This window comes from Ensifer sp. CCNWLY38 (genome assembly GCF_037120565.1).
Lineage (GTDB): Bacteria > Pseudomonadota > Alphaproteobacteria > Rhizobiales > Rhizobiaceae > Ensifer > Ensifer adhaerens_H.
On the sequence record NZ_JBBBBO010000009.1, the window covers coordinates 247,338 to 265,822 of the forward strand.

Sequence of the window (18,485 nt, forward strand, 5' to 3'; positions counted from 1 at the left end):
CATGTACGCCTCTTGGTTCCCGTTCTGTGCCTCTAAGATCGCACAATGTATCGACCGGAACTGCCGCGGCGGCCCTGTGCGCACCGCCGCTGTTCCCTCCTGCTGCGCAGGAAGACCTCTTGATGGGCGACCATAGCGCCGCCGGAGTTATGGCGTACCGCGACCCACGCGCCATAGCGGGGTCATCGCGGGCGTTGCGCGAACGGTCCGCGTCTGGGTCATGGGCTTGACGGTGTTGTCCATGCGGGCACGTCGACTTCACACAGCCTACAGCTTGTAGCCGATCTTTCGCAGTAGGTCTTTCCGCCACGCAATGTCCGCGACGGTTTCGACATCCAGCGGTGAGGCGCCATCCACCACGCCGAGCACGCCGCGGCCCAGTTCAGTTTGCGCGACGATCACCTGCGTCGGGTTGGCCGTCGCGCAATAGATGCGGCAGACCTCTGGCACCGCACGCACCGCAGCCAGCACGTTGACGGGAAAGAATCCGTCCCCCAGGAAGATCAGGAAAGTGTGGCCGGCGCCAATGGCCAATGCGTTGTCACGTGCGAGGGTGAGCATGGCTTCTTCGTTACCCGACCAGCGCACCAGCCGCTTACCGGAGGCCTCGCAGAAGGCCAGCCCGAAGCGGATTCCAGGAACCGCGCCCACCAGCGCCTCGTGGAGGTCTTCCACAGTCTTGATGAAATGCGACTGGCCAAAGATGAAGTTGGCGGCGTCCGGCTTGACGATGGGCACCACGGTGAGTTCCATGGCTGCGCTCCTTCAAGGTAGGCAACGTAATGGTAGGTAGGCCCACGGAAGGCGATTTCAAGCCGCCATATGCGACCGCTTTGGCCCCCCAGCGCTGCCACCTTCACTTCTTCGCGGACCGACCAACACAAGGGCAGGCGCAGGCAGCGACGAATCTCTGAGCGTGAGGTCAGTTTTTCAAATGGGAACAGCTGGGGATCGTCGTTTTATGGGTGAATTCGGGCTCTGCAGCGATGATCGAACGCGCTCGCCTCTGCAGCACAAGTCCAGGCGTTCTGCAGGGAGGGTATTGGACATGGTTTTTCCTCGAGTAACCGGCGCTGTATCTGGCGATTGACCACTTCTCTTTGGATATCGAGGAAACCCCTGGCTCCCGCGGTTTTGTAGATTGACGGTGCGGCCTCTGGAGCGACCCCTATCTGGGGCGTGAATGCAGAACGATCTTCGTGAGAGTGTTGTCGCAGCGGCTGCGGCCGGACCCGGCGCTCGGCTGACCGAACCGGTATCGGAAGGCCGAAAACGCCTCCGCGACGCGGCTGTAATACGCCTGTCACGCTGAGTTTCTATCGCAAGGAGGTAACCACCGCTCAAGAGAGGCTCTCCCATGCGTAAACTCCTCCTCGCCCTGGCATCGGCAACGATCCTTTCCGGCGCAGCACAGGCCGCGACTGTTTATCCCATCGATCGCGCGACGATCCTCGTCGGCTCGCCGTTCGACTTTAAGGTAGAGTTCGATTCCGTCGTGAAGCCGGAAGACGTGAAGGTCACCGTCAACGGCCAGGACTACGAAACCGTCTTCGGCAAGAAGGCCGAATTCGTCGTCGAGGAAAAGGGCGCGGAAGACAAGGTACTCGGCTCCGCCCTCGTCCTGCGTGGCCTGACGATCGGCACGGCCGGCGCTTACAAGGTTGAGGTTTCCGCTGGCAGCGAAACGCAGTCGGTTGGCTGGGATGTCTACGGCACCGCCGCCGAGCCGAAGGCGAAAAACGTCATCTTCCTGATTGCCGACGGCCTGTCCGTCGCCCACCGCACGGGCGCGCGCATCATGTCGAAGGGTATGACGGGCGGAAAGGCCAATGGCCGCCTCGCCATGGACGACATCCCGCCGGTCGCCTTCATCGGCACCTCCTCGACGCATTCGATCGCAACCGATAGCGCCAACACGATGTCGGCCTACATGACCGGCCACAAGTCGCGCGTCAACGCGCTCGGCGTCTATGCCGACCGCACGCCGGCAAGCCTCGACGACCCGAAGGTCGAGACCATAGCCGAGGCGCTGCGCCGCACCACCAAAAAGTCCATCGGCATCGTGACGACCTCCGAAGTTGAGGACGCCACGCCGGCAGCCGTCGTCTCGCACACCCGCAAGCGCGGCGACAAGGCGGAGATCGTCGGCATGCTGCTCGACGTCAAGCCGGACGTGCTTCTCGGCGGGGGCTCCGCCTACTTCCTCGGCAAGGACGTACCGGGCTCCAAGCGCAAGGACGACAAGGACTATATCGCGGAATTCAAGAACGCCGGCTACGCGCTCGCCACCGACAAGACGGAACTGGCCGCTGCCACCGGCTCGAACCAGGACAAGATGCTTGGCCTCTTCCACACCGGCAACCTGGACGTGACGCTCGACCGTGAATTCCTCAAGAAGGGCACCGTCGAGAAGTTCCCGAACCAGCCCGGTCTTGTCGAGATGACCAAGGTCGCGCTCGACAAGCTCTCGAAGAACCCGGAAGGCTTCTTCCTGATGGTAGAAGCCGCTTCGGTCGACAAGATGAGCCATCCGCTCGACTGGGACCGCGCACTCGTCGAAACGATCGAATTCGACAAGGCCGTGGGCCTCGCCCGCGAATTCGCCGCTGCCAACCCCGACACGATGATCGTCGTCACGGGTGACCACACCCACGGCGTCGCCATCATCGGCACTGTCGACGACGAGAAGCCCGGCGAGGAAATGCGTGCGAAGGTTGGCACCTATGGCGACGCCGGCTTCCCGAACTACGAGGACAAGGACGGCGACGGTTATCCGGATCGCATCGACGTCACGCGTCGCCTCTTCCTGGCCGCCAACAACGGTCCGGACCACTACGAAACCTTCCGTCCGAAGCTGGACGGCCCGTTCGTTCCGGCCGTGCAAAACGAGGCGAAGGAATACGTCGCCAACGAAGCCTATAAGGACGTTCCCGGCGCGGTCTTCGTTCAGGGCAATATCCCGAAGGATGGCGACACCGGCGTTCATGCTGTCGACGACGTCGTGCTTCAGGCGGCCGGCCCCGGTTCGGAAGGCTTCCGCGGCTATATGGAGCAGAGCGACGTTTACCGCGTGCTTGTCGACGCTTTCGCCCTCGGCACGGCGAAGGACTAAGGGCTTACATCCCTTTGACGGACAGGCGGCCCCGCGCCGCCTGTCCGCATGATCGCGAATGAAGAGGGAAAGCATGGCCATGACCGAAGGACCCCGTAGGTTTTTCAACAGACGGCGGGTGCTCTGCGCGCTCGCGGCCCTGCCCACCCTGTCCCTCTCACGCCCGGCGCTGGCCGCCGAGACGCTCGGCTTCGGCGACCTCTACAAGAGCTTTGGCGTGTTGGGCCTCGAGTTTTCGGACAAGGTGAAGCGGCTGAATGGCCAGGACGTGACCGTAAAAGGCTTCATGGCGCCGCCTTTGAAGGCCGAAGCGAATTTCTTTGTGCTCACCGAAATTCCGATGTCGCTCTGCCCCTTCTGCTCCTCCGACGCGGACTGGCCGGACAATATCCTTGTCGTCTATCTCGCCCGCAAGCAGACCTTCGTGCAATTCAACGCGCCGATCGAGGCGCAAGGCGTACTGGAATACGGCTCGTGGACCGATCCGGAAACCGGATTCGTCAGCCAGCTTCGCCTGCGCGAAGCCGCCTTCAATACGGTCTGACGATGCTGGCGCTCGGTATCTCCGGCCTCACGATGTGTTTTCCCGGCCTCGACACGCCGGTGCTCGCCATCGACCGGCTCCACCTTCCCGCCGGTGGTCAGCTTGCAGTCACCGGCGCTTCGGGCTCCGGCAAAAGCACGCTGGTCAACGCCATCACGGGGCTTGAAACGACAACGAGCGGCTCCGTTTCCTGGGATGGGACGGACATCGCGCGCCTTTCGGCCGGGCGCCGCGATGCCTTCCGCGCCGCGCATATCGGCCTCGTGATGCAGGATTTTCATCTTTTCCCCGGCCTTTCGGCCTTTGAGAACGTCGTGCTGCCGGTCCGGCTCTCCCGCCGCCTGACGCCGATCGTGCGTGAGCGGGCGCTTTATCTTCTCGAAATCACCGGCATCGCCCGCCCGGACCAACCCATCGAGACCCTGTCGCGCGGCGAAATGCAGCGCATTGCGGTGGCACGGGCGCTGCTGTCAAAACCCGGCGTGATCGTCGCCGACGAACCGACCGCCAGCCTCGACCGGCGCACCGGCGGCGAGGTGGCCGAGCTGATCGTCCGGCTCGCTCGCGAGGAGGGCGCGACGCTCGTCGTCGTCACCCACGATCCGGCCCTGGTGGATCGGCTTGACCGGCGGATCGACCTCGATGGTGGCCGCATCGTCGAAGATAGCGCGGAGGCGCGCGCTGCATGATCCGTTTCATTCTCGCCGATCTTCGCCGGTTCAAGGGTGGCGCGCTTGCCGTCATCGTGCTGATTGCGCTCTCCGTCGCGCTAAGCACCACCGTTACCTTGCAGGAACGCGCCGTCAGGCTCGGCAGCGCCCGGGCAGCGGAAAAGTTCGATCTCTTGGTCGGGGCCGCCGGCAGCGAAACCCAGCTTGCGCTCTCGGCCGTCTTCCTTCAGCCCTCGCCACTGCCGCTGATGTCCGGCAGCGTGCTGGCTAAACTCTCCGAGGACCCGCGCGTCGATTTCGCCGCCCCGGTTGGCTTCGGCGATTCCGCCGATGGTTATCCGGTGGTCGGCACAACGGTGAAACTCGTATCGGCGCTCTCGCCAGCGCTGGCGGAGGGTGCGATCTTCGCCCGGCTCGGCGATGCGGTGATCGGCTCGGACGTGCCGAAGCCGCTGGGCGCAGAGATCAGGCCGATGCACGGCGCAGCCGACGAAGGCGGCCATGCCCATACCGAGCTCGTCTACAAGGTCACCGGCCGCATGGCCCCGACCGGCACCGCCTGGGACCGGGCGATCCTCGTGCCGATCCGCGCCGTCTGGCAACTGCATGGCATGGCTGGGGACGGTGGACACGCCCATGACCACGCGACCGAGGATACCGCGGCGGACGATCATGATCACGCCGGCGACGCATCCGAAGGCGAGCGCGACCACGAAACGCATGTCGAGGGTGATACGGCGCTCGACGAACATTTCGATACCGATACGCCCGGCATTCCCGCCGTTCTCGTCAAGCCGAAAACGGTCGCCGATGCCTATCGCCTGCGCCAGGAGTATCGCGGTGAGACGACGCTTGCCGTCTTCCCCGCCGAAGTGCTGACCCGCCTCTACGCAACGCTCGGTGACGTGCGGAGCCTGCTGCTGGCCATCGCCATCGGCACACAAGTCATCGTCATCGCCGCCATCCTTCTGGTCACGATCATGCATGTCGGCGCCCGCCAGAGGCAGATCGGTGCCCTCAGGGCCTTCGGCGCTCCAGGACGCGCGGTCGTGGCCATCGTCTGGGGCGAACTCTTCCTGCTCTTCCTTGCCGGTTTCGGGCTCGGCATTCTCATCGGCTATGGCGCGGCGCAACTGATCTCGGCCACCGTCACCGCCACGACGGCCATCCGAATGCCGGTGGAGTTCGCCCACGAGGATGTTTCGCTGGCCGTCTGGTTCGGTGTCCTGGCTGTTCTGGTATCGATAGTGCCGGCGCTATCCGCCCTGCGACTTAGCCCGGCAAGGGCGCTGAGGGCCTGACGCCGCGTCGCAATCACTTGCCGCGTCCGAACTACCAGTTTCATCTCGAAAATAATTGAAGATCAGTTTCCCAGTGGGCAATTACGGTCAGCCGAAGTGATCCCGCATCATCCGCTGTCGACGAGCTGGCTGAAGCTCAAAGAGTGCGTGCTGCTCGTCTGTAGAATAGCGAGCGATCCCGACGAACAGATCCTGATCTGCCGAATACCGTGGCGAAGTTAATGCCGCCCAATTCTATCGGAGCCAAGCTATTTGTCCGGCTGCCAACTGGGTAGCGACCCCGCCTCGTGCGACGCCTTTCTGCAACATGCTCGGCAATTCGTGAATCCTGGAGGACCAAGGCGACGCACGGGGTGGCGTGAAAACCGCGCGTTAAGTGACGACTCACACCCATGTCCTGATTGTAGGGATATCCGTCGTAACGACCAACGGATATCGGCACGTATGCTCTTCTTCGAGCGTTGGCACCCGCCAGCGCATTTTAAGAGGAGAAGGGCCGACCTTGCACGCGTCGAGTAGGTCCTGAAGACCAATCCGAACATCACCATGCTGGTGAACAACGCAGGCTTCGGGGCAACCGCGCCGCTCCTGAAGTCCGACGTCAACAGGATGGAGGACATGATGACGCTCAACGTTGTCGCACCGATGCGCCTCGCCTATGCAGCAGTGCTTGGTTTCGTGGCCCGCGGCGTGGGCACAGTCATCAACATCGCGTCGACCGTGGCGATCTCTCCGGAGGAGCTCAACGGAGTTTACGGCGATAACGATCCCAATGCTCGCCGATGCGGCGTTGACGATTGGCTCGAGCAGAAACTCGTGACGTGCGGTCGTAGAAATCGTGAACAATCGCCCTGATCAACTTTTAAGGCTTTGTTTTCGCGCCGGCCGGTTGACGACATGACGCCAACCCTTCCCAGATCCAGCTGAAAACCACTGCGTGCACGAGTTGTGCCGGCCAAAGATTGCGATCAACGAAGCTGTGCTTGTTTGAGCTAGATCAACGAATGTCCCGCGCCAACGTTCCAATGCTCCGGCAACGATTTGCGGGAAAACACCCTGGAATGAAACTCTTCCGTCTTGCCCTTCTGCTCTGCCTCAGCCTGTGCGGTGCCGTATCCGCCAGCGCGGCAACGGTGTTGCAGGAGTTTTTGCCGGCCGCCACAGCTTCGGATCTTGTGCCGGGAGCGGACGGTTTCGGCGCTGTGCGTGATGATGTGGCGGCGGCCCCGGTGCTGAAGGGCGGTCAGACGGTGGCGTGGGTCTTTGTTACCTCGGATTTCGTCGGAACGACGGGCTATTCCGGCAAGCCGATCCATACCCTCGTGGCGGTGGACAAGAATGCCAAGATCGTCGGCGTCCGGCTGGTGAAACATTCGGAGCCCATCGTCCTCATCGGCATCCCGGATGCCAAGGTAAAGGCGCTTGTTGCCGGCTACGCCGGCCTCGATCTCGTCGCAGAGGCGAAATCCGGCGGCACGACCCATGAGGTGGACATCATCTCGGGGGCGACGGTGACGGTAATGGTCATCGACGATTCGATCGTCCGGTCCGGACTTAAGGTCGCGCGTGCGCTCGGCCTCGGCGGATTGGCGCCGGAAGCGGAAAACGCCGGCCCGCGCTTTGAGATCGATCCCACAGCTGCCGCGCCAACCGACTGGACCGAGGCAGAGGGTGACGGCACGCTGCGCCGTCTGTCGCTCGACGTTGCGCAGGTCAATGCTGCTTTCGCCGGCCATCACGATGAGCGCGCCCGTGAGCGCGCGATTGCGCAAGCACCGGAAACCACGTTCATCGAGATGCAGGCGGCACTGGTTTCGGTTCCCCCCATCGGCAAGGCCTTTCTCGGGTCAGCCGAGGAGAAAAATCTTAAGACCTGGCTCGGCGAAGGCGAGCACGCCATCGCCGTGGTGGGGCGCGGGCTCTATTCCTTCAAGGGCTCGGGCTATGTGCGCGGCGGCATCTTTGATCGCATCGTGCTGATCCAGGACGATGTTTCCGTTCGTTTCCGTGATCGCGACCATCGTCGCCTGGGGGCAATCGCGCTTGCCGGTGCGCCGCAATTCAACGAGATGGACCTGTTCCGCATTCCAGCGGGCCTCGGCTTCGATCCGACAAAACCTTTCCGCATACAGCTCCTGGCGCAGCGCGAGGTAGGACCGGTCGAAAAGGTCTTTCATACATTCGATCTGGGTTACCAGCTTCCGCAGCAGTATCTGCGTGCTGTCGCGCCACCGGTGAAGGAAGTTGCCGCAGTTGCTGATCGTGACGAGGGGACTGCACAGTCCGACCTGTGGAAACGCATCTGGGACGACTCGAGGCTGAAGATTGTCGTGCTGGGCGCCATGTTGGTCGTGCTGACGGGGGTGTTCTTCTTCCAGACCTATGCGGTCAGGAACGCGAGGGCGTTCTACATCTTTCGCATAATCTTCCTGACGGTGACGCTGGTCTTCCTTGGCTGGTTTGCCAACGCGCAGCTTTCTGTCGTCAATCTGATGGCGCTCTTCGGGAGTCTCGTCAACGGCTTCAGCTGGCAGGCTTTCCTGCTCGACCCGCTTACCTTCATCCTGTGGTTTGCCGTTGCCGCGGCACTCCTGTTCTGGGGACGGGGAGCCTATTGCGGCTGGCTCTGCCCCTTCGGCGCCCTGCAGGAGTTGACCAACCAGATCGCGCGCAAGCTGCGCATTCCGCAATGGACGCTGCCCTGGGGGCTGCACGAGCGGCTCTGGCCGATCAAATACATGATCTTCCTCGGTCTTTTCGGGATCTCGCTGATCAGCGTCGAGCAGGCAGAACACCTGGCCGAGATCGAGCCATTCAAGACAGCGATCATCCTGAAGTTCGTCCGTGCCTGGCCGTTCGTGGCCTATGCCGTCGCACTTCTCGTCGCCGGGCTCTTCGTCGAGCGGTTCTATTGCCGCTATCTCTGCCCGCTGGGTGCGGCGCTGGCGATTCCTGCGCGGATGCGCATGTTCGACTGGCTCAAGCGCTACCATGAATGCGGGAACCCCTGCCAGACCTGCGCCCACCAGTGTCCGGTGCAGGCGATCCACCGGACCGGCGAGATTAATCCGAACGAGTGCATCAACTGTCTGCACTGCCAGGTGCTCTATCAGTCCGAAACCGTCTGCCCCGTCGTGATCAAGAAGATGAAGTCGCGGGCGAAGCTTGCGGCAAGCCCGGGCGGCGTGCCGATCCATCAACCCGCAGCCAAAGTTTAATCGAAGCCAAGGTTCAAGCAAAAAGGAACCAGATCATGGAAACAAAGGAACACAAGGGACTGAGCCGCCGAGCGCTCTTTAGCGCGACTGCAGGCAGCGCCATCCTGGCGGGCACCGTAGGGCCAGCCGCACTCAGCCTCGGCGCCGCAGGACTGGCGACACCGGCCCGTGCGGCGACAGGCGCCGACGGCTCGGTCGCACCGGGCAAGCTGGACGACTATTACGGCTTCTGGTCCTCCGGTCAGACCGGCGAGATGCGCATTCTCGGCATTCCCTCGATGCGCGAACTGATGCGCGTACCGGTATTCAACCGTTGCTCGGCCACAGGTTGGGGGCAGACCAATGAATCGATCCAGATCCATCAGCGCACGATGTCGGAGAAGACGAAGAAGCAGCTTGCCGCCAACGGCAAGAAGATTCACGACAACGGCGACCTGCACCACGTCCATATGTCCTTCACCGACGGCAAATATGACGGCCGCTACCTGTTCATGAACGACAAGGCCAATACGCGCGTGGCGCGCGTGCGCTGCGACGTGATGAAAACCGATGCCATCCTTGAGATTCCCAACGCCAAGGGTATCCACGGCATGCGTCCGCAGAAATGGCCGCGTTCGAACTATGTGTTCTGCAACGGCGAGGACGAAGCGCCGCTCGTCAATGACGGCTCGACGATGACGGACGTGGCGACCTACGTGAACATCTTCACCGCTGTCGATGCCGACAAGTGGAATGTGGCCTGGCAGGTGAAGGTATCGGGCAACCTCGACAATTGCGATGCCGACTACGAGGGCAAGTGGGCGTTCTCCACCAGCTACAATTCCGAAAAGGGCATGACGCTGGAGGAGATGACAAAGTCCGAGATGGACCATGTCGTCGTCTTCAATCTCGCCGAGATCGAGAAGGCAATCGCAGCCGGGCAGTACGAGGAGATCAACGGCGTCAAGGTGGTGGACGGGCGCAAGGAGGCCAAGTCGCTTTTCACGCGCTACATCCCGATCGCCAACAATCCGCACGGCTGCAACATGGCACCGGACAGGAAGCATCTTTGCGTTGCCGGCAAGCTCTCGCCCACCGTCACCGTGCTGGACGTCACGAAGTTCGATGCCCTGTTCTACGACAATGCCGAGCCGCGCAGCGCCGTTGTGGCGGAGCCTGAACTGGGCCTCGGCCCGTTGCACACGGCCTTCGACGGACGTGGCAACGCCTATACCTCGCTCTTCCTCGACAGCCAGGTGGTGAAGTGGAACATCGATGAGGCCATCCGCGCCTACGCCGGTGAAAAGATAAATCCGATCAAGGACAAGCTCGACGTTCAGTATCAGCCGGGCCACTTGAAGACGGTGATGGGCGAGACGCTGGATGCCGCCAACGACTGGCTTGTTTGCCTGTGCAAATTCTCGAAGGACCGGTTCCTGAATGTCGGCCCGCTGAAGCCGGAAAACGATCAGTTGATCGACATTTCCGGTGACAAGATGGTGCTGGTGCATGACGGCCCGACCTTTGCCGAGCCGCATGACGCAATCGCCGTCGCCCCCTCGATCCTGCCGAACATCCGCTCGGTCTGGGATCGCAAGGATCCGCTATGGGCCGAAACGCGCAAGCAAGCCGAGGCCGATGAGGTCGACATCGACGAATGGACCGAGGCCGTGATCCGCGACGGCAACAAGGTTCGCGTCTACATGACCTCGGTCGCGCCCAGCTTCAGCCAGCCGAGTTTTACGGTGAAGGAGGGCGACGAGGTCACGGTCATCGTCACCAATCTCGATGAGATCGATGACCTTACCCATGGCTTCACCATGGGCAATCACGGCGTAGCGATGGAGGTCGGGCCGCAACAGACGAGCTCCGTCACCTTCGTCGCAGCCAACCCTGGCGTCTACTGGTACTATTGCCAATGGTTCTGCCATGCCCTGCATATGGAAATGCGCGGCCGCATGTTCGTGGAACCGAAGGGCGCCTGATCGATGCGGCTGTCCGTTCTCCTGATCGGCTTTCTTCTTGCCTCGCCGCTCTGCGCGGCGGAGCGCGCAGTCGTGCCGGGTGCGGGCAGTCTTGCCGAGGCCGTCGCTGGGGCTCAACCCGGCGACGTGCTGATATTGACCGACGGGGCCTATGGCGGCCCCGTCACCATCGACCGGCCGCTGACAGTCACCGGTCCGCGCGGAGCGGTGGTGGATGGGCTCGGGCAGGGCAGCGTGGTGACGATTACGGCGCCCGATGTCACCTTGACCGGTTTCACCGTCACCGGTTCGGGCCGCATCAACCAGGATCTCGACGCCGGGGTCAAAATCGTTCAAGGCGCCGATCGCGCCCGCGTCGAAAATCTGCTCGTCACAGACAATATGCACGGCATTGACGTTCATGGCGGCCGTGGCGCTGTTGTCGCGGCGAACGAGATCGTCGGTACGCGCAGCCCCCGCATGAACGAGCGCGGCAACGGCATCTATGTCTGGAACAGCCCCGGCACGCTGCTCGAAGACAACATTATCCGATATGGTCGCGACGGCATCTTTTCGAACGCCAGTGCCGACAGCATCTATCGCCGCAACATCATGCGCGACCTGCGCTTTGCCGTGCACTTCATGTACACCCGCAACACCGAGGTTTCCGACAACATCTCGATCGGGAACCATCTCGGTTTCGCGATCATGTTCTCCAACCGCGCGAAGATCCTGAACAATCTCAGTCTCAGCGACCGTGAGCACGGGCTGATGCTGAACTATGCCAACAATGCCGACGTGTCAGGCAATCTGGTGCGCGGGGGCACGAAGAAATGCCTCTTCATCTACAACGCCCACAAGAACCTGGTTTGGGGAAACCGCTTCGAGAGCTGCGGCATCGGCATTCATTTTACCGCCGGCTCCGAGAAAAATGTGCTGACCGGCAACGCCTTCATCGCCAACCGCGAGCAGGTTAAGTATGTCGGCACTCGCAACATGGAATGGAGCCATGAAGGCCGGGGCAATTTCTGGTCCGACCATCCGGCCTTCGACCTCAACGGCGACGGCATTGCCGACAGTTTCTACCGCCCCAACGATCTGATGGACCAGATCCTCTGGTCGCAGCCGGCGGCAAGCCTGCTCACCGGCTCGCCCGCTGTGCAGATCGTTCGCTGGAGCCAGCGGGATTTTCCCGCCACGCTACCTGGAGGCGTGCGCGATAGCGCGCCGCTGATGCGCCCCCTGACCATCCCTGTCCCCCTCGACATCCTTGCCTACGAGGCGGAGACCGAAGGGCGTTGGACTGAAGGAAATTACGATGACACCGACGCTGACAATCTCCAGGCTCACTAAGCGCTTCCAATCCGTGGAAGCGCTGAAGTCCGTTTCCCTGGCGCTGGAGCCGGGACGGCGCGCGGCGCTGCTCGGCCATAACGGTGCGGGCAAATCGACGATGATGAAGATCGTGCTTGGTCTCATCCCCTTCGACAGCGGCGAGGTCTCGGTCTGCGGCATGGCGCCCGGTTCGCCCGCCGCGCGGACGCAAGTTGCGTATCTGCCGGAGAATGTCGCCTTTCACCCGGCTTTGACAGGAGAGGAGCAGCTTCGCCACTATCTTGCACTGCGCGGCGAAAGCCCGAGGCTGGCCATAGAGCTTCTTGCGCGGGTCGGGCTTGGCCACGCGGCGCGGCGGCGGATCGGCACCTATTCCAAGGGCATGCGCCAGCGGGTGGGCCTGGCCCAGACGCTGATCGGCCGCCCCCGTCTCCTGGTGCTGGACGAACCGACTTCGGGCCTCGACCCGGTGTCGCGACGGGACTTCTATGACCTGCTCGACGGGTTGGCCGCAGAAGGAACCGCCATCCTGCTCTCCTCCCACGTGTTGACCGAGGTGGAGGCCCGCACTGACCGCATCCTCATCCTTTCCGGTGGGGAACTGGTGGCCGAGGGTACGCTTGCCGATCTTCGGGCCCGTGCGGCCCTTCCGGTCGCCTTTTCCGTCCGCTCCGCACCGGGCCATGCGCCGGCGCTGGCAGCAACTTTTCCCGAGGGCGTGCAAGGGGAGGATGGTCTCTTGCGCCTTAGCTGTTCGCAGCCGGAAAAGCTGCCGCTCCTCGCCCGGATCGCGGCGCTTGGGAGCGCCGTTGCCGATCTCGATGTCATCCCGCCCAGCCTCGAGGACATCTACAGCCATTTCAGCCGAAGGGACGGGCAATGAACCGCATCCTTGCTACCGCCGTGGGCGAATTCCGCATCGCTTTCCGCAATCGTTGGGTCTCTATCGCCACCGGCATGATGGTGCTGTTCGCTCTGGTGTTGGCCGCAGCCGGCTCCGCCCCGACGGGCGATGTCGGCATCGACCGGCTCTCCGTGACGGTCGCCTCGCTCACCTCGCTTGCGGTCTATCTGGTGCCGCTTTTGGCACTGCTGATGAGTTTCGATGCGGTGGCTGGCGAGGTGGAACGCGGCACGCTGCCACTGCTTCTCACCTATCCCGTCTCGCGCCTGCAGATCCTGCTCGGCAAACTGCTGGCGCATCTCGCAATCCTCGGTCTTGCCGTGACGCTTGGCTATGGCGCGGCGGCGCTCGCAGCCGTCTGGTTCGATCCTGGAGCGACGGAGGGGCTCGGCGCGTTATGGCGGCTGATCTGGTCCTCGGTGCTGCTGGGTGCGACTTTTCTTGGCACAGGCTATGCGCTTTCGGCATTGGCGCGACGGCCGTCGGGGGCGGCGGGGTTGGCTATCGCCCTCTGGCTGGTGGCGGTGGTGCTCTACGACCTCGCCCTGTTGGCGCTTATCGTGACGGATGGAGGCGGTCCCTTCACCACACAGGCATTGCCCGTCGCGCTGCTCGCCAACCCGGCCGACGCCTTTCGCGTCTTCAACCTCTCGGCCGCACAAGCCGTTTCTGCCGCCGGCGGACTAGGTGGCGCCGCGGGCACGATCCCGCTTTGGCAATCGGCGGCCTCCCTTCTCCTCTGGCCACTCGCTGCCATCGCACTTGCCGCGGCAGCCTTCCGAAAGGTGACCCCATGAGGAACCGGCTTCGATTCGTGCTGCTCGCTGCCGCTTTGGCGCTACTTTCCGCCTGCAAGGAGGACGTAGCCCAAAGCATAGTGCCGCAGGACATGACGCCCGAGACCCTCGGTCATTATTGTCAGATGAACCTTCTGGAGCACCCCGGCCCGAAGGCCCAGATCTTTCTTGAAGGAAGCCCGGCGCCGCTTTTCTTCAGTCAGGTGCGTGACGCTATCGCCTATGCTCGCGGGCCGGAGCAGATTGCACCGATCCTCGTCATCTACGTCAATGACATGGGGGCCGCAGGGGCAACCTGGCACCAGCCCGGTAACGGCAACTGGATTGCCGCCGACAAGGCGTTCTACGTCGTCGGCTCTGCCCGGCGGGGTGGTATGGGTGCGCCCGAAGCCGTGCCGTTTTCAAGCCGCGATGAGGCTGCGGCCTTCGTCCTTGCCGAGGGCGGCCAGGTGCTCGCGCTCGCCGATATTACCGATGCCATGGTTCTGACCCCGGTGGAGACCGGCTCGGAACAGGGGGCGGACGACGACGATTATCTCGGCCGTCTGCGCGCACTGCCCAATCCAGCCGGAGGTTGACCCCATGCTGCTGACCCGACGCCGCCTGATCGCAATTTCTGCAGTTCTGGCAACTGCGCCCGCGATCGCCCACGCCAACGCGGCAACCCGTTTCTGGACAGGTCAGGCTCTTGGCGCGCGCGCCTCGATCCGGATCGATCATCCTGAGGCCGACACCATCGTCGCCCGGGTCATGGCGGAGATCAGCCGCCTGGAAAATATCCTCAGCCTCTACCGCCCAAACAGCGCGCTTTCGCAGTTGAACCGCGATGGCCATCTTCAAGACCCGCCGTTCGAGCTTTTGGAATGTTTGTCACTGGCCGACGCAGTCCATCGAGCGAGCGGCGGGCGCTTCGATCCGACGGTGCAGCCGCTCTGGACGCTCTGGGCCGAATCGGCCGCAAACGGCAAACGACCCGGCTCAGCAGAAGTTGCTCGAGTGCGTGCCAACGTAGGCTGGGGTAAGGTAAAGCTCGAGGCAGCAGCGATCACGCTACATCCGGGCATGGCGCTGACGTTGAACGGCATCGGCCAAGGATATGTCGCCGACCGGGTAGCAGTATTGCTCGAAGGTGAGGGCCTGACGGACATTCTGATCGACACCGGCGAGTTCCGTGCGCTCGGTGGACGTCCGGGCGGCGGCGGATGGCCGGTCCGACTGGAATCAGGCGAGCGCCTGCCGCTGCGCCAGCGCGCGGTGGCTACCTCCGCCCCTCTGGGCACAACCTTCGATCAGGCAGCCAGAGACGGACATATTCTCGACCCCGTGACCGGAATGCCCGCGCCAGCAACCTGGCGCTCCGTGTCGGTCTCGGCACCATCCGCCGCCATAGCCGACGCACTGGCGACAGCCGCATGCCTGATGCCGGATGTAGTATCGATCCTTGCGATGAACGAGCGTTTTAAGGATGCCCACCTGGAAGAGGCGTTAATGTAAGTGGTTCGACTAACGACGTCATCCGTGGGCTTGAGAACGGCCAGAGGACGATCGAACAACTGCCCAGGACGATATCATCGACGTTGCCCGGTCGCTGGTGCGGCCCGGCAGATGAGGTACTCGGTTTGAGCCGCATCTTCTGACACCGGTGGATTGGGGCGCGCAGGACCAGATCAGAAATATATTCGCACGTATGCTGGCGGAACAAAGTCCCTACAGTCCCCTGAGGCCTTTGTCAGATTGACCCTAAATCGGTCGCGCCGGATCATTTCGGTGCCTGCATGGCCAGGCTGCTTTTGTGCATGTCGCTGATCGACCTCGGGGAACTTCTCGATCGCCGACTTAAACCTGACGCCTTCACTCACAGAGGAACGGGAGTGGACGCGCGGATCGGGACGTCTCCTAGGGCAGAAGGGATACGTACTTCATGAGCCCCATGCACGGCTTGTTGTGAGTATGTTCACGTTCTGGGCCAAAAGGATCGCATAATGTATTGACGGGAGCCCGTGCTACTGCCGGAAACTCGATATGCGAGGAACGGGATATCCGGAGAGTATTCGGGGCCGTTGGTTCTGGTACGACCCCCCGGCGAATACCCGTTACGCGAAGGAGCAGCCGGCTAATTATGCCCCTGACGGGGTAATCTATTCGAACTGCCTGTATGAGACTCGCTCCCCGCACGGGCGCAATCCTGACCTTCCAGATCGCGTTGAGATATTATTTGGGCATTGAGGGGACGCACAGCCGGCCGTATATCGGTAATGCTTCGGACTATGAATTGGCCAGCCGCGTACGTCGACAAGTGATGAGCGCCGAGGCGTTGGGATGCGGCAAGCCGAGCGTGATCGGCCTACCTGACCGGGCAGTGGCTATCACCGCCGTAGAGACACACATTAGGCTCTACAGGAGATCACCCATGACTGAACCTAGTTTCCTCACTCAATTATCTTCCACGATCGTCGAGGCCGCCGCTGCGGTGGCGCCGAGCATTGTTGAAATTGCCTCAACCCGTTCGCTCGCCACCGGATTCGTCTGGCGCGCAGGGCTCATCATCACCGCAGATGAAGCTCTTTCCGACGAAGGTCAGATCCTCATCGAATTCTCGGATGGCACGCAACACCCAGCCAGCCTGGTGGGGCGCGATCCGTCGACTGACGTCGCGCTGCTTCGCGTCGAGGGAGCCGACGCGCCGTCGGCTGTGCTCGACCAAGTGGTGCCTCGACCTGGTGCACTCGTCGTGGTCGCCGCGGCCGCCGAGAGCGCGCCACTTGTTTCATTCGGCAGCGCGATCGCGGTTGGTCCTACTTGGCGATCGATGCGCGGCGGGAAAATCGATGCACGTATCGAGCTCGACGTGAGATTGCGACGTCGCGCGGAGGGGGGCTTGGCGATCAGCGCGGAGGGCAATGTCTTTGGAATGGCGGTGCGCGGCCCCCGGGGCCGAACCCTCGTCATCCCCTCTGCGACCGTGGAAGGCGCGGCGGCTCTTCTCCTGGCGCATGGCGAAGTCCCGCGTGGCTATCTCGGCCTCGGGCTCCATCAGGTCGCCGTTACCGGTGGCGGCCAGGGGGCGATGGTCATGAGTGTTGACCCCGATGGACCCGGCGCTATTGGTGGGGTCCTGCAAGGAGACATCATCGTCCACTGGAACGGTGAGGCCGTTCCTTCGGTCAATGCGCTCGTGCGGACCCTTGATCATCAATCGATTGGCAGATCGGTCTCCTTGGGGATCAGGCGTGCGGGCGCTGATGTGGAGGCGGCGGTCACTATCGCGACCCGACCCCGCCGATGAGTGACACGGGCCCTGTTACGATCGCGGTGCGCATCGACGATCCGGCGCTTGCGGAGCGGTTGAGCGAGTTGCTGACGTCAGTCGATTGGGTGCGCCTGGCGCCGGAAGGGGAGATGTCCGAGCTGGTCCTCTCCACGGCGCGGGCCGCCACGGAGGAGGCGGGCCTGACTTCCCGCGAACGCGAAGTCGTGGCGCTTCTCGCAGAAGGCCTTTCGAATAAAGAGATTGCTCGCAAACTCGGCATCTCTGTCGATACAGCGAAATTTCATGTCGGCCGCGTCATCGACAAGCTTGATGCCACCGGCCGCACCGATGCGGTCGCCCACGCCGCGCGGCGCGGCGTGATTCATCTGTGAAGGTGCTTTTATTATGCTCGATACACTTCCAATTGACAGTCATTCTGATGACGGTCATCCGCTGACCATCCCATAGATGCCTATTCGCGCGCCGTTGTGCGTGTCGCGGAAGCCGTAGGCCCATCGGTCGTGCGTGCCGGAAATCGACGCGGAGCGGGCCGAAATGACTGAGTGCGAGCATCATGCTCACGCGGGTCCTCATTGCGAAGACCAGAAGACAACCAATGCTTTGTCATTGGCTCTGCGATCTTGAACGACAGCAATGTAAGCATTCGCGGAGGGCTCAGCATCAAAGCATCAACGTTATCGCTGAGGTTCGCAGTTCTGACGTCGGTCAGATCGTAGTCCGCGCTACCCCACTCCATCTTGATCAATCGGCGAGAAGGTTTGATCGAGTACATCGGTCGACGCATATCGGTCACATCCCTGTTTTGCCATAGGTGCCGACTAGCTCGGTTCCGGCAATGATGTGATCGCGCATTTGCGCTTCGATTTGGTCCTTGCTAGCCGCCGCCGATAGGGTGAGCCGGTCATTGAGTGCATAGAGCTTGAAGAAGTAGCGGTGCACACCGATCGGAGGACAAGGGCCGCCATACGCATTGCTGTTCCACCCATTCCTCGCTGTCTGAGCGCCTGATGGCAGTTGCGAAATCCCTTCCACAAGCCCCTTCAGATCGGGGGGCAGATTGAAAACAATCCAGTGTATCCAGGTCATTTTCGGATGGGCCGGATCGGGGGCGTCCGGGTCGTCGACGATCAATATAAGGCTTCTGGTTCCGGTCGGGATGTCTGTCCATTCGAGAGGCGGGGAAATATCTTGCCCTTCGCAGGTGTAAAGCCTGGGAATGGTTCCGCCATTGTTAAAGGCGGGCGATGCGATAGTGAACGCCATATGGAGCCTCGACGAGTTCAAGAAACCGTTTCGTTGCCGCACGCACGATATACCCGTGCCCACGCAATCTGTGGGCGCCTCCAGGCCAACGACAGCATCGGCCTATTGGCGCACGATGTCCAGGAT

Annotated in this window: 15 protein-coding genes and 1 pseudogene; 14 read left to right on the forward strand and 2 right to left on the reverse strand. The window is 62.3% G+C overall.

Features of this window, described 5'->3' with window-relative positions; all coding sequences use genetic code 11:
- Positions 1-267: 267 nt before the first annotated feature.
- Positions 268-753 (reverse strand): adenosine-specific kinase, encoded by a 486-nt coding sequence (locus tag V7S54_RS20630; RefSeq protein WP_336409468.1) that lies wholly within the window; start codon positions 751-753, stop codon positions 268-270.
- Between the two features lie 604 nt (positions 754-1,357).
- On the opposite strand from V7S54_RS20630, the gene V7S54_RS20635 reads away from it, so the two are divergent.
- From V7S54_RS20635 to V7S54_RS20700, 14 genes and pseudogenes are all read left to right on the forward strand, one after another.
- Positions 1,358-3,112 (forward strand): alkaline phosphatase, encoded by a 1,755-nt coding sequence (locus V7S54_RS20635; protein WP_336409467.1) that lies wholly within the window; start codon positions 1,358-1,360, stop codon positions 3,110-3,112.
- A gap of 79 nt (positions 3,113-3,191) precedes the next feature.
- Positions 3,192-3,656, forward strand: coding sequence for a hypothetical protein (locus tag V7S54_RS20640; protein ID WP_336409466.1), 465 nt, complete (start codon positions 3,192-3,194; stop codon positions 3,654-3,656).
- Positions 3,657-3,658: 2 nt separating this feature from the next.
- On the forward strand, positions 3,659-4,345 hold the full coding sequence (locus V7S54_RS20645) for an ABC transporter ATP-binding protein (protein ID WP_336409465.1): 687 nt from the start codon (positions 3,659-3,661) through the stop codon (positions 4,343-4,345).
- Positions 4,342-5,628, forward strand: a complete 1,287-nt coding sequence (locus V7S54_RS20650; RefSeq protein ID WP_336409464.1) for an ABC transporter permease — start codon at positions 4,342-4,344, stop codon at positions 5,626-5,628. The genes V7S54_RS20645 and V7S54_RS20650 overlap by 4 nt, the downstream gene beginning before the upstream one ends.
- Before the next feature lie 489 nt (positions 5,629-6,117).
- Positions 6,118-6,387 (forward strand): annotated as a pseudogene (locus tag V7S54_RS20655) (SDR family NAD(P)-dependent oxidoreductase); the annotation flags it as partial.
- 302 nt (positions 6,388-6,689) lie between these two features.
- Entirely contained in the window at positions 6,690-8,846 is a 2,157-nt protein-coding gene (locus tag V7S54_RS20660) for a 4Fe-4S binding protein (RefSeq protein ID WP_336409463.1), read from the forward strand.
- 35 nt (positions 8,847-8,881) lie between these two features.
- Positions 8,882-10,810 (forward strand): TAT-dependent nitrous-oxide reductase, encoded by a 1,929-nt coding sequence (gene nosZ, locus V7S54_RS20665; protein WP_065375829.1) that lies wholly within the window; start codon positions 8,882-8,884, stop codon positions 10,808-10,810.
- Between the two features lie 3 nt (positions 10,811-10,813).
- A complete protein-coding gene (locus tag V7S54_RS20670) occupies positions 10,814-12,142 on the forward strand; it encodes a nitrous oxide reductase family maturation protein NosD (RefSeq protein ID WP_065375828.1) in 1,329 nt (442 codons plus the stop codon).
- Positions 12,108-13,007 carry an ABC transporter ATP-binding protein gene (locus V7S54_RS20675; protein WP_065375827.1) on the forward strand — a complete coding sequence of 300 codons (900 nt, stop codon included), beginning with the start codon at positions 12,108-12,110 and terminating at the stop codon, positions 13,005-13,007. The genes V7S54_RS20670 and V7S54_RS20675 overlap by 35 nt, the downstream gene beginning before the upstream one ends.
- Complete coding sequence (locus V7S54_RS20680) at positions 13,004-13,825, forward strand: ABC transporter permease (protein ID WP_065375826.1); 822 nt, start codon at positions 13,004-13,006, stop codon at positions 13,823-13,825. Before V7S54_RS20675 ends, V7S54_RS20680 begins: the two co-directional genes overlap by 4 nt.
- Positions 13,822-14,403, forward strand: a complete 582-nt coding sequence (locus tag V7S54_RS20685; protein WP_065375825.1) for a nitrous oxide reductase accessory protein NosL — start codon at positions 13,822-13,824, stop codon at positions 14,401-14,403. Before V7S54_RS20680 ends, V7S54_RS20685 begins: the two co-directional genes overlap by 4 nt.
- 4 nt (positions 14,404-14,407) lie before the next feature.
- The gene (locus tag V7S54_RS20690) at positions 14,408-15,319 is read left to right on the forward strand and encodes an FAD:protein FMN transferase (RefSeq protein WP_083203747.1); all 912 of its coding nucleotides are present in this window, start codon (positions 14,408-14,410) and stop codon (positions 15,317-15,319) included.
- Between the two features lie 916 nt (positions 15,320-16,235).
- Positions 16,236-17,111, forward strand: coding sequence for a S1C family serine protease (locus V7S54_RS20695; protein ID WP_065375870.1), 876 nt, complete (start codon positions 16,236-16,238; stop codon positions 17,109-17,111).
- Complete coding sequence (locus tag V7S54_RS20700; protein ID WP_057205211.1) at positions 17,108-17,467, forward strand: helix-turn-helix domain-containing protein; 360 nt, start codon at positions 17,108-17,110, stop codon at positions 17,465-17,467. The genes V7S54_RS20695 and V7S54_RS20700 overlap by 4 nt, the downstream gene beginning before the upstream one ends.
- Before the next feature lie 418 nt (positions 17,468-17,885).
- Here V7S54_RS20700 and V7S54_RS20705 read toward each other — a convergent pair whose 3' ends face one another.
- Positions 17,886-18,359 (reverse strand): YbhB/YbcL family Raf kinase inhibitor-like protein, encoded by a 474-nt coding sequence (locus V7S54_RS20705; RefSeq protein WP_336409462.1) that lies wholly within the window; start codon positions 18,357-18,359, stop codon positions 17,886-17,888.
- Between the last annotated feature and the right edge of the window lie 126 nt (positions 18,360-18,485).

Excerpts from the sequence above, each read along its gene's own strand:
- V7S54_RS20640 (WP_336409466.1), top strand. The coding sequence starts at position 3,192 with ATGACCGAAGGACCCCGTAGGTTTTTCAACAGACGGCGGGTGCTCTGC.
- V7S54_RS20680 (WP_065375826.1), top strand. The coding sequence starts at position 13,004 with ATGAACCGCATCCTTGCTACCGCCGTGGGCGAATTCCGCATCGCTTTC.
- V7S54_RS20630 (WP_336409468.1), bottom strand. The coding sequence starts at position 753 with ATGGAACTCACCGTGGTGCCCATCGTCAAGCCGGACGCCGCCAACTTC.
- V7S54_RS20670 (WP_065375828.1), top strand. The coding sequence starts at position 10,814 with ATGCGGCTGTCCGTTCTCCTGATCGGCTTTCTTCTTGCCTCGCCGCTC.
- V7S54_RS20645 (WP_336409465.1), top strand. The coding sequence starts at position 3,659 with ATGCTGGCGCTCGGTATCTCCGGCCTCACGATGTGTTTTCCCGGCCTC.
- V7S54_RS20675 (WP_065375827.1), top strand. The coding sequence starts at position 12,108 with ATGACACCGACGCTGACAATCTCCAGGCTCACTAAGCGCTTCCAATCC.
- V7S54_RS20700 (WP_057205211.1), top strand. The coding sequence starts at position 17,108 with ATGAGTGACACGGGCCCTGTTACGATCGCGGTGCGCATCGACGATCCG.
- nosZ (WP_065375829.1), top strand. The coding sequence starts at position 8,882 with ATGGAAACAAAGGAACACAAGGGACTGAGCCGCCGAGCGCTCTTTAGC.
- V7S54_RS20695 (WP_065375870.1), top strand. The coding sequence starts at position 16,236 with ATGACTGAACCTAGTTTCCTCACTCAATTATCTTCCACGATCGTCGAG.
- V7S54_RS20650 (WP_336409464.1), top strand. The coding sequence starts at position 4,342 with ATGATCCGTTTCATTCTCGCCGATCTTCGCCGGTTCAAGGGTGGCGCG.
- V7S54_RS20660 (WP_336409463.1), top strand. The coding sequence starts at position 6,690 with ATGAAACTCTTCCGTCTTGCCCTTCTGCTCTGCCTCAGCCTGTGCGGT.
- V7S54_RS20690 (WP_083203747.1), top strand. The coding sequence starts at position 14,408 with ATGCTGCTGACCCGACGCCGCCTGATCGCAATTTCTGCAGTTCTGGCA.
- V7S54_RS20705 (WP_336409462.1), bottom strand. The coding sequence starts at position 18,359 with ATGGCGTTCACTATCGCATCGCCCGCCTTTAACAATGGCGGAACCATT.
- V7S54_RS20685 (WP_065375825.1), top strand. The coding sequence starts at position 13,822 with ATGAGGAACCGGCTTCGATTCGTGCTGCTCGCTGCCGCTTTGGCGCTA.
- V7S54_RS20635 (WP_336409467.1), top strand. The coding sequence starts at position 1,358 with ATGCGTAAACTCCTCCTCGCCCTGGCATCGGCAACGATCCTTTCCGGC.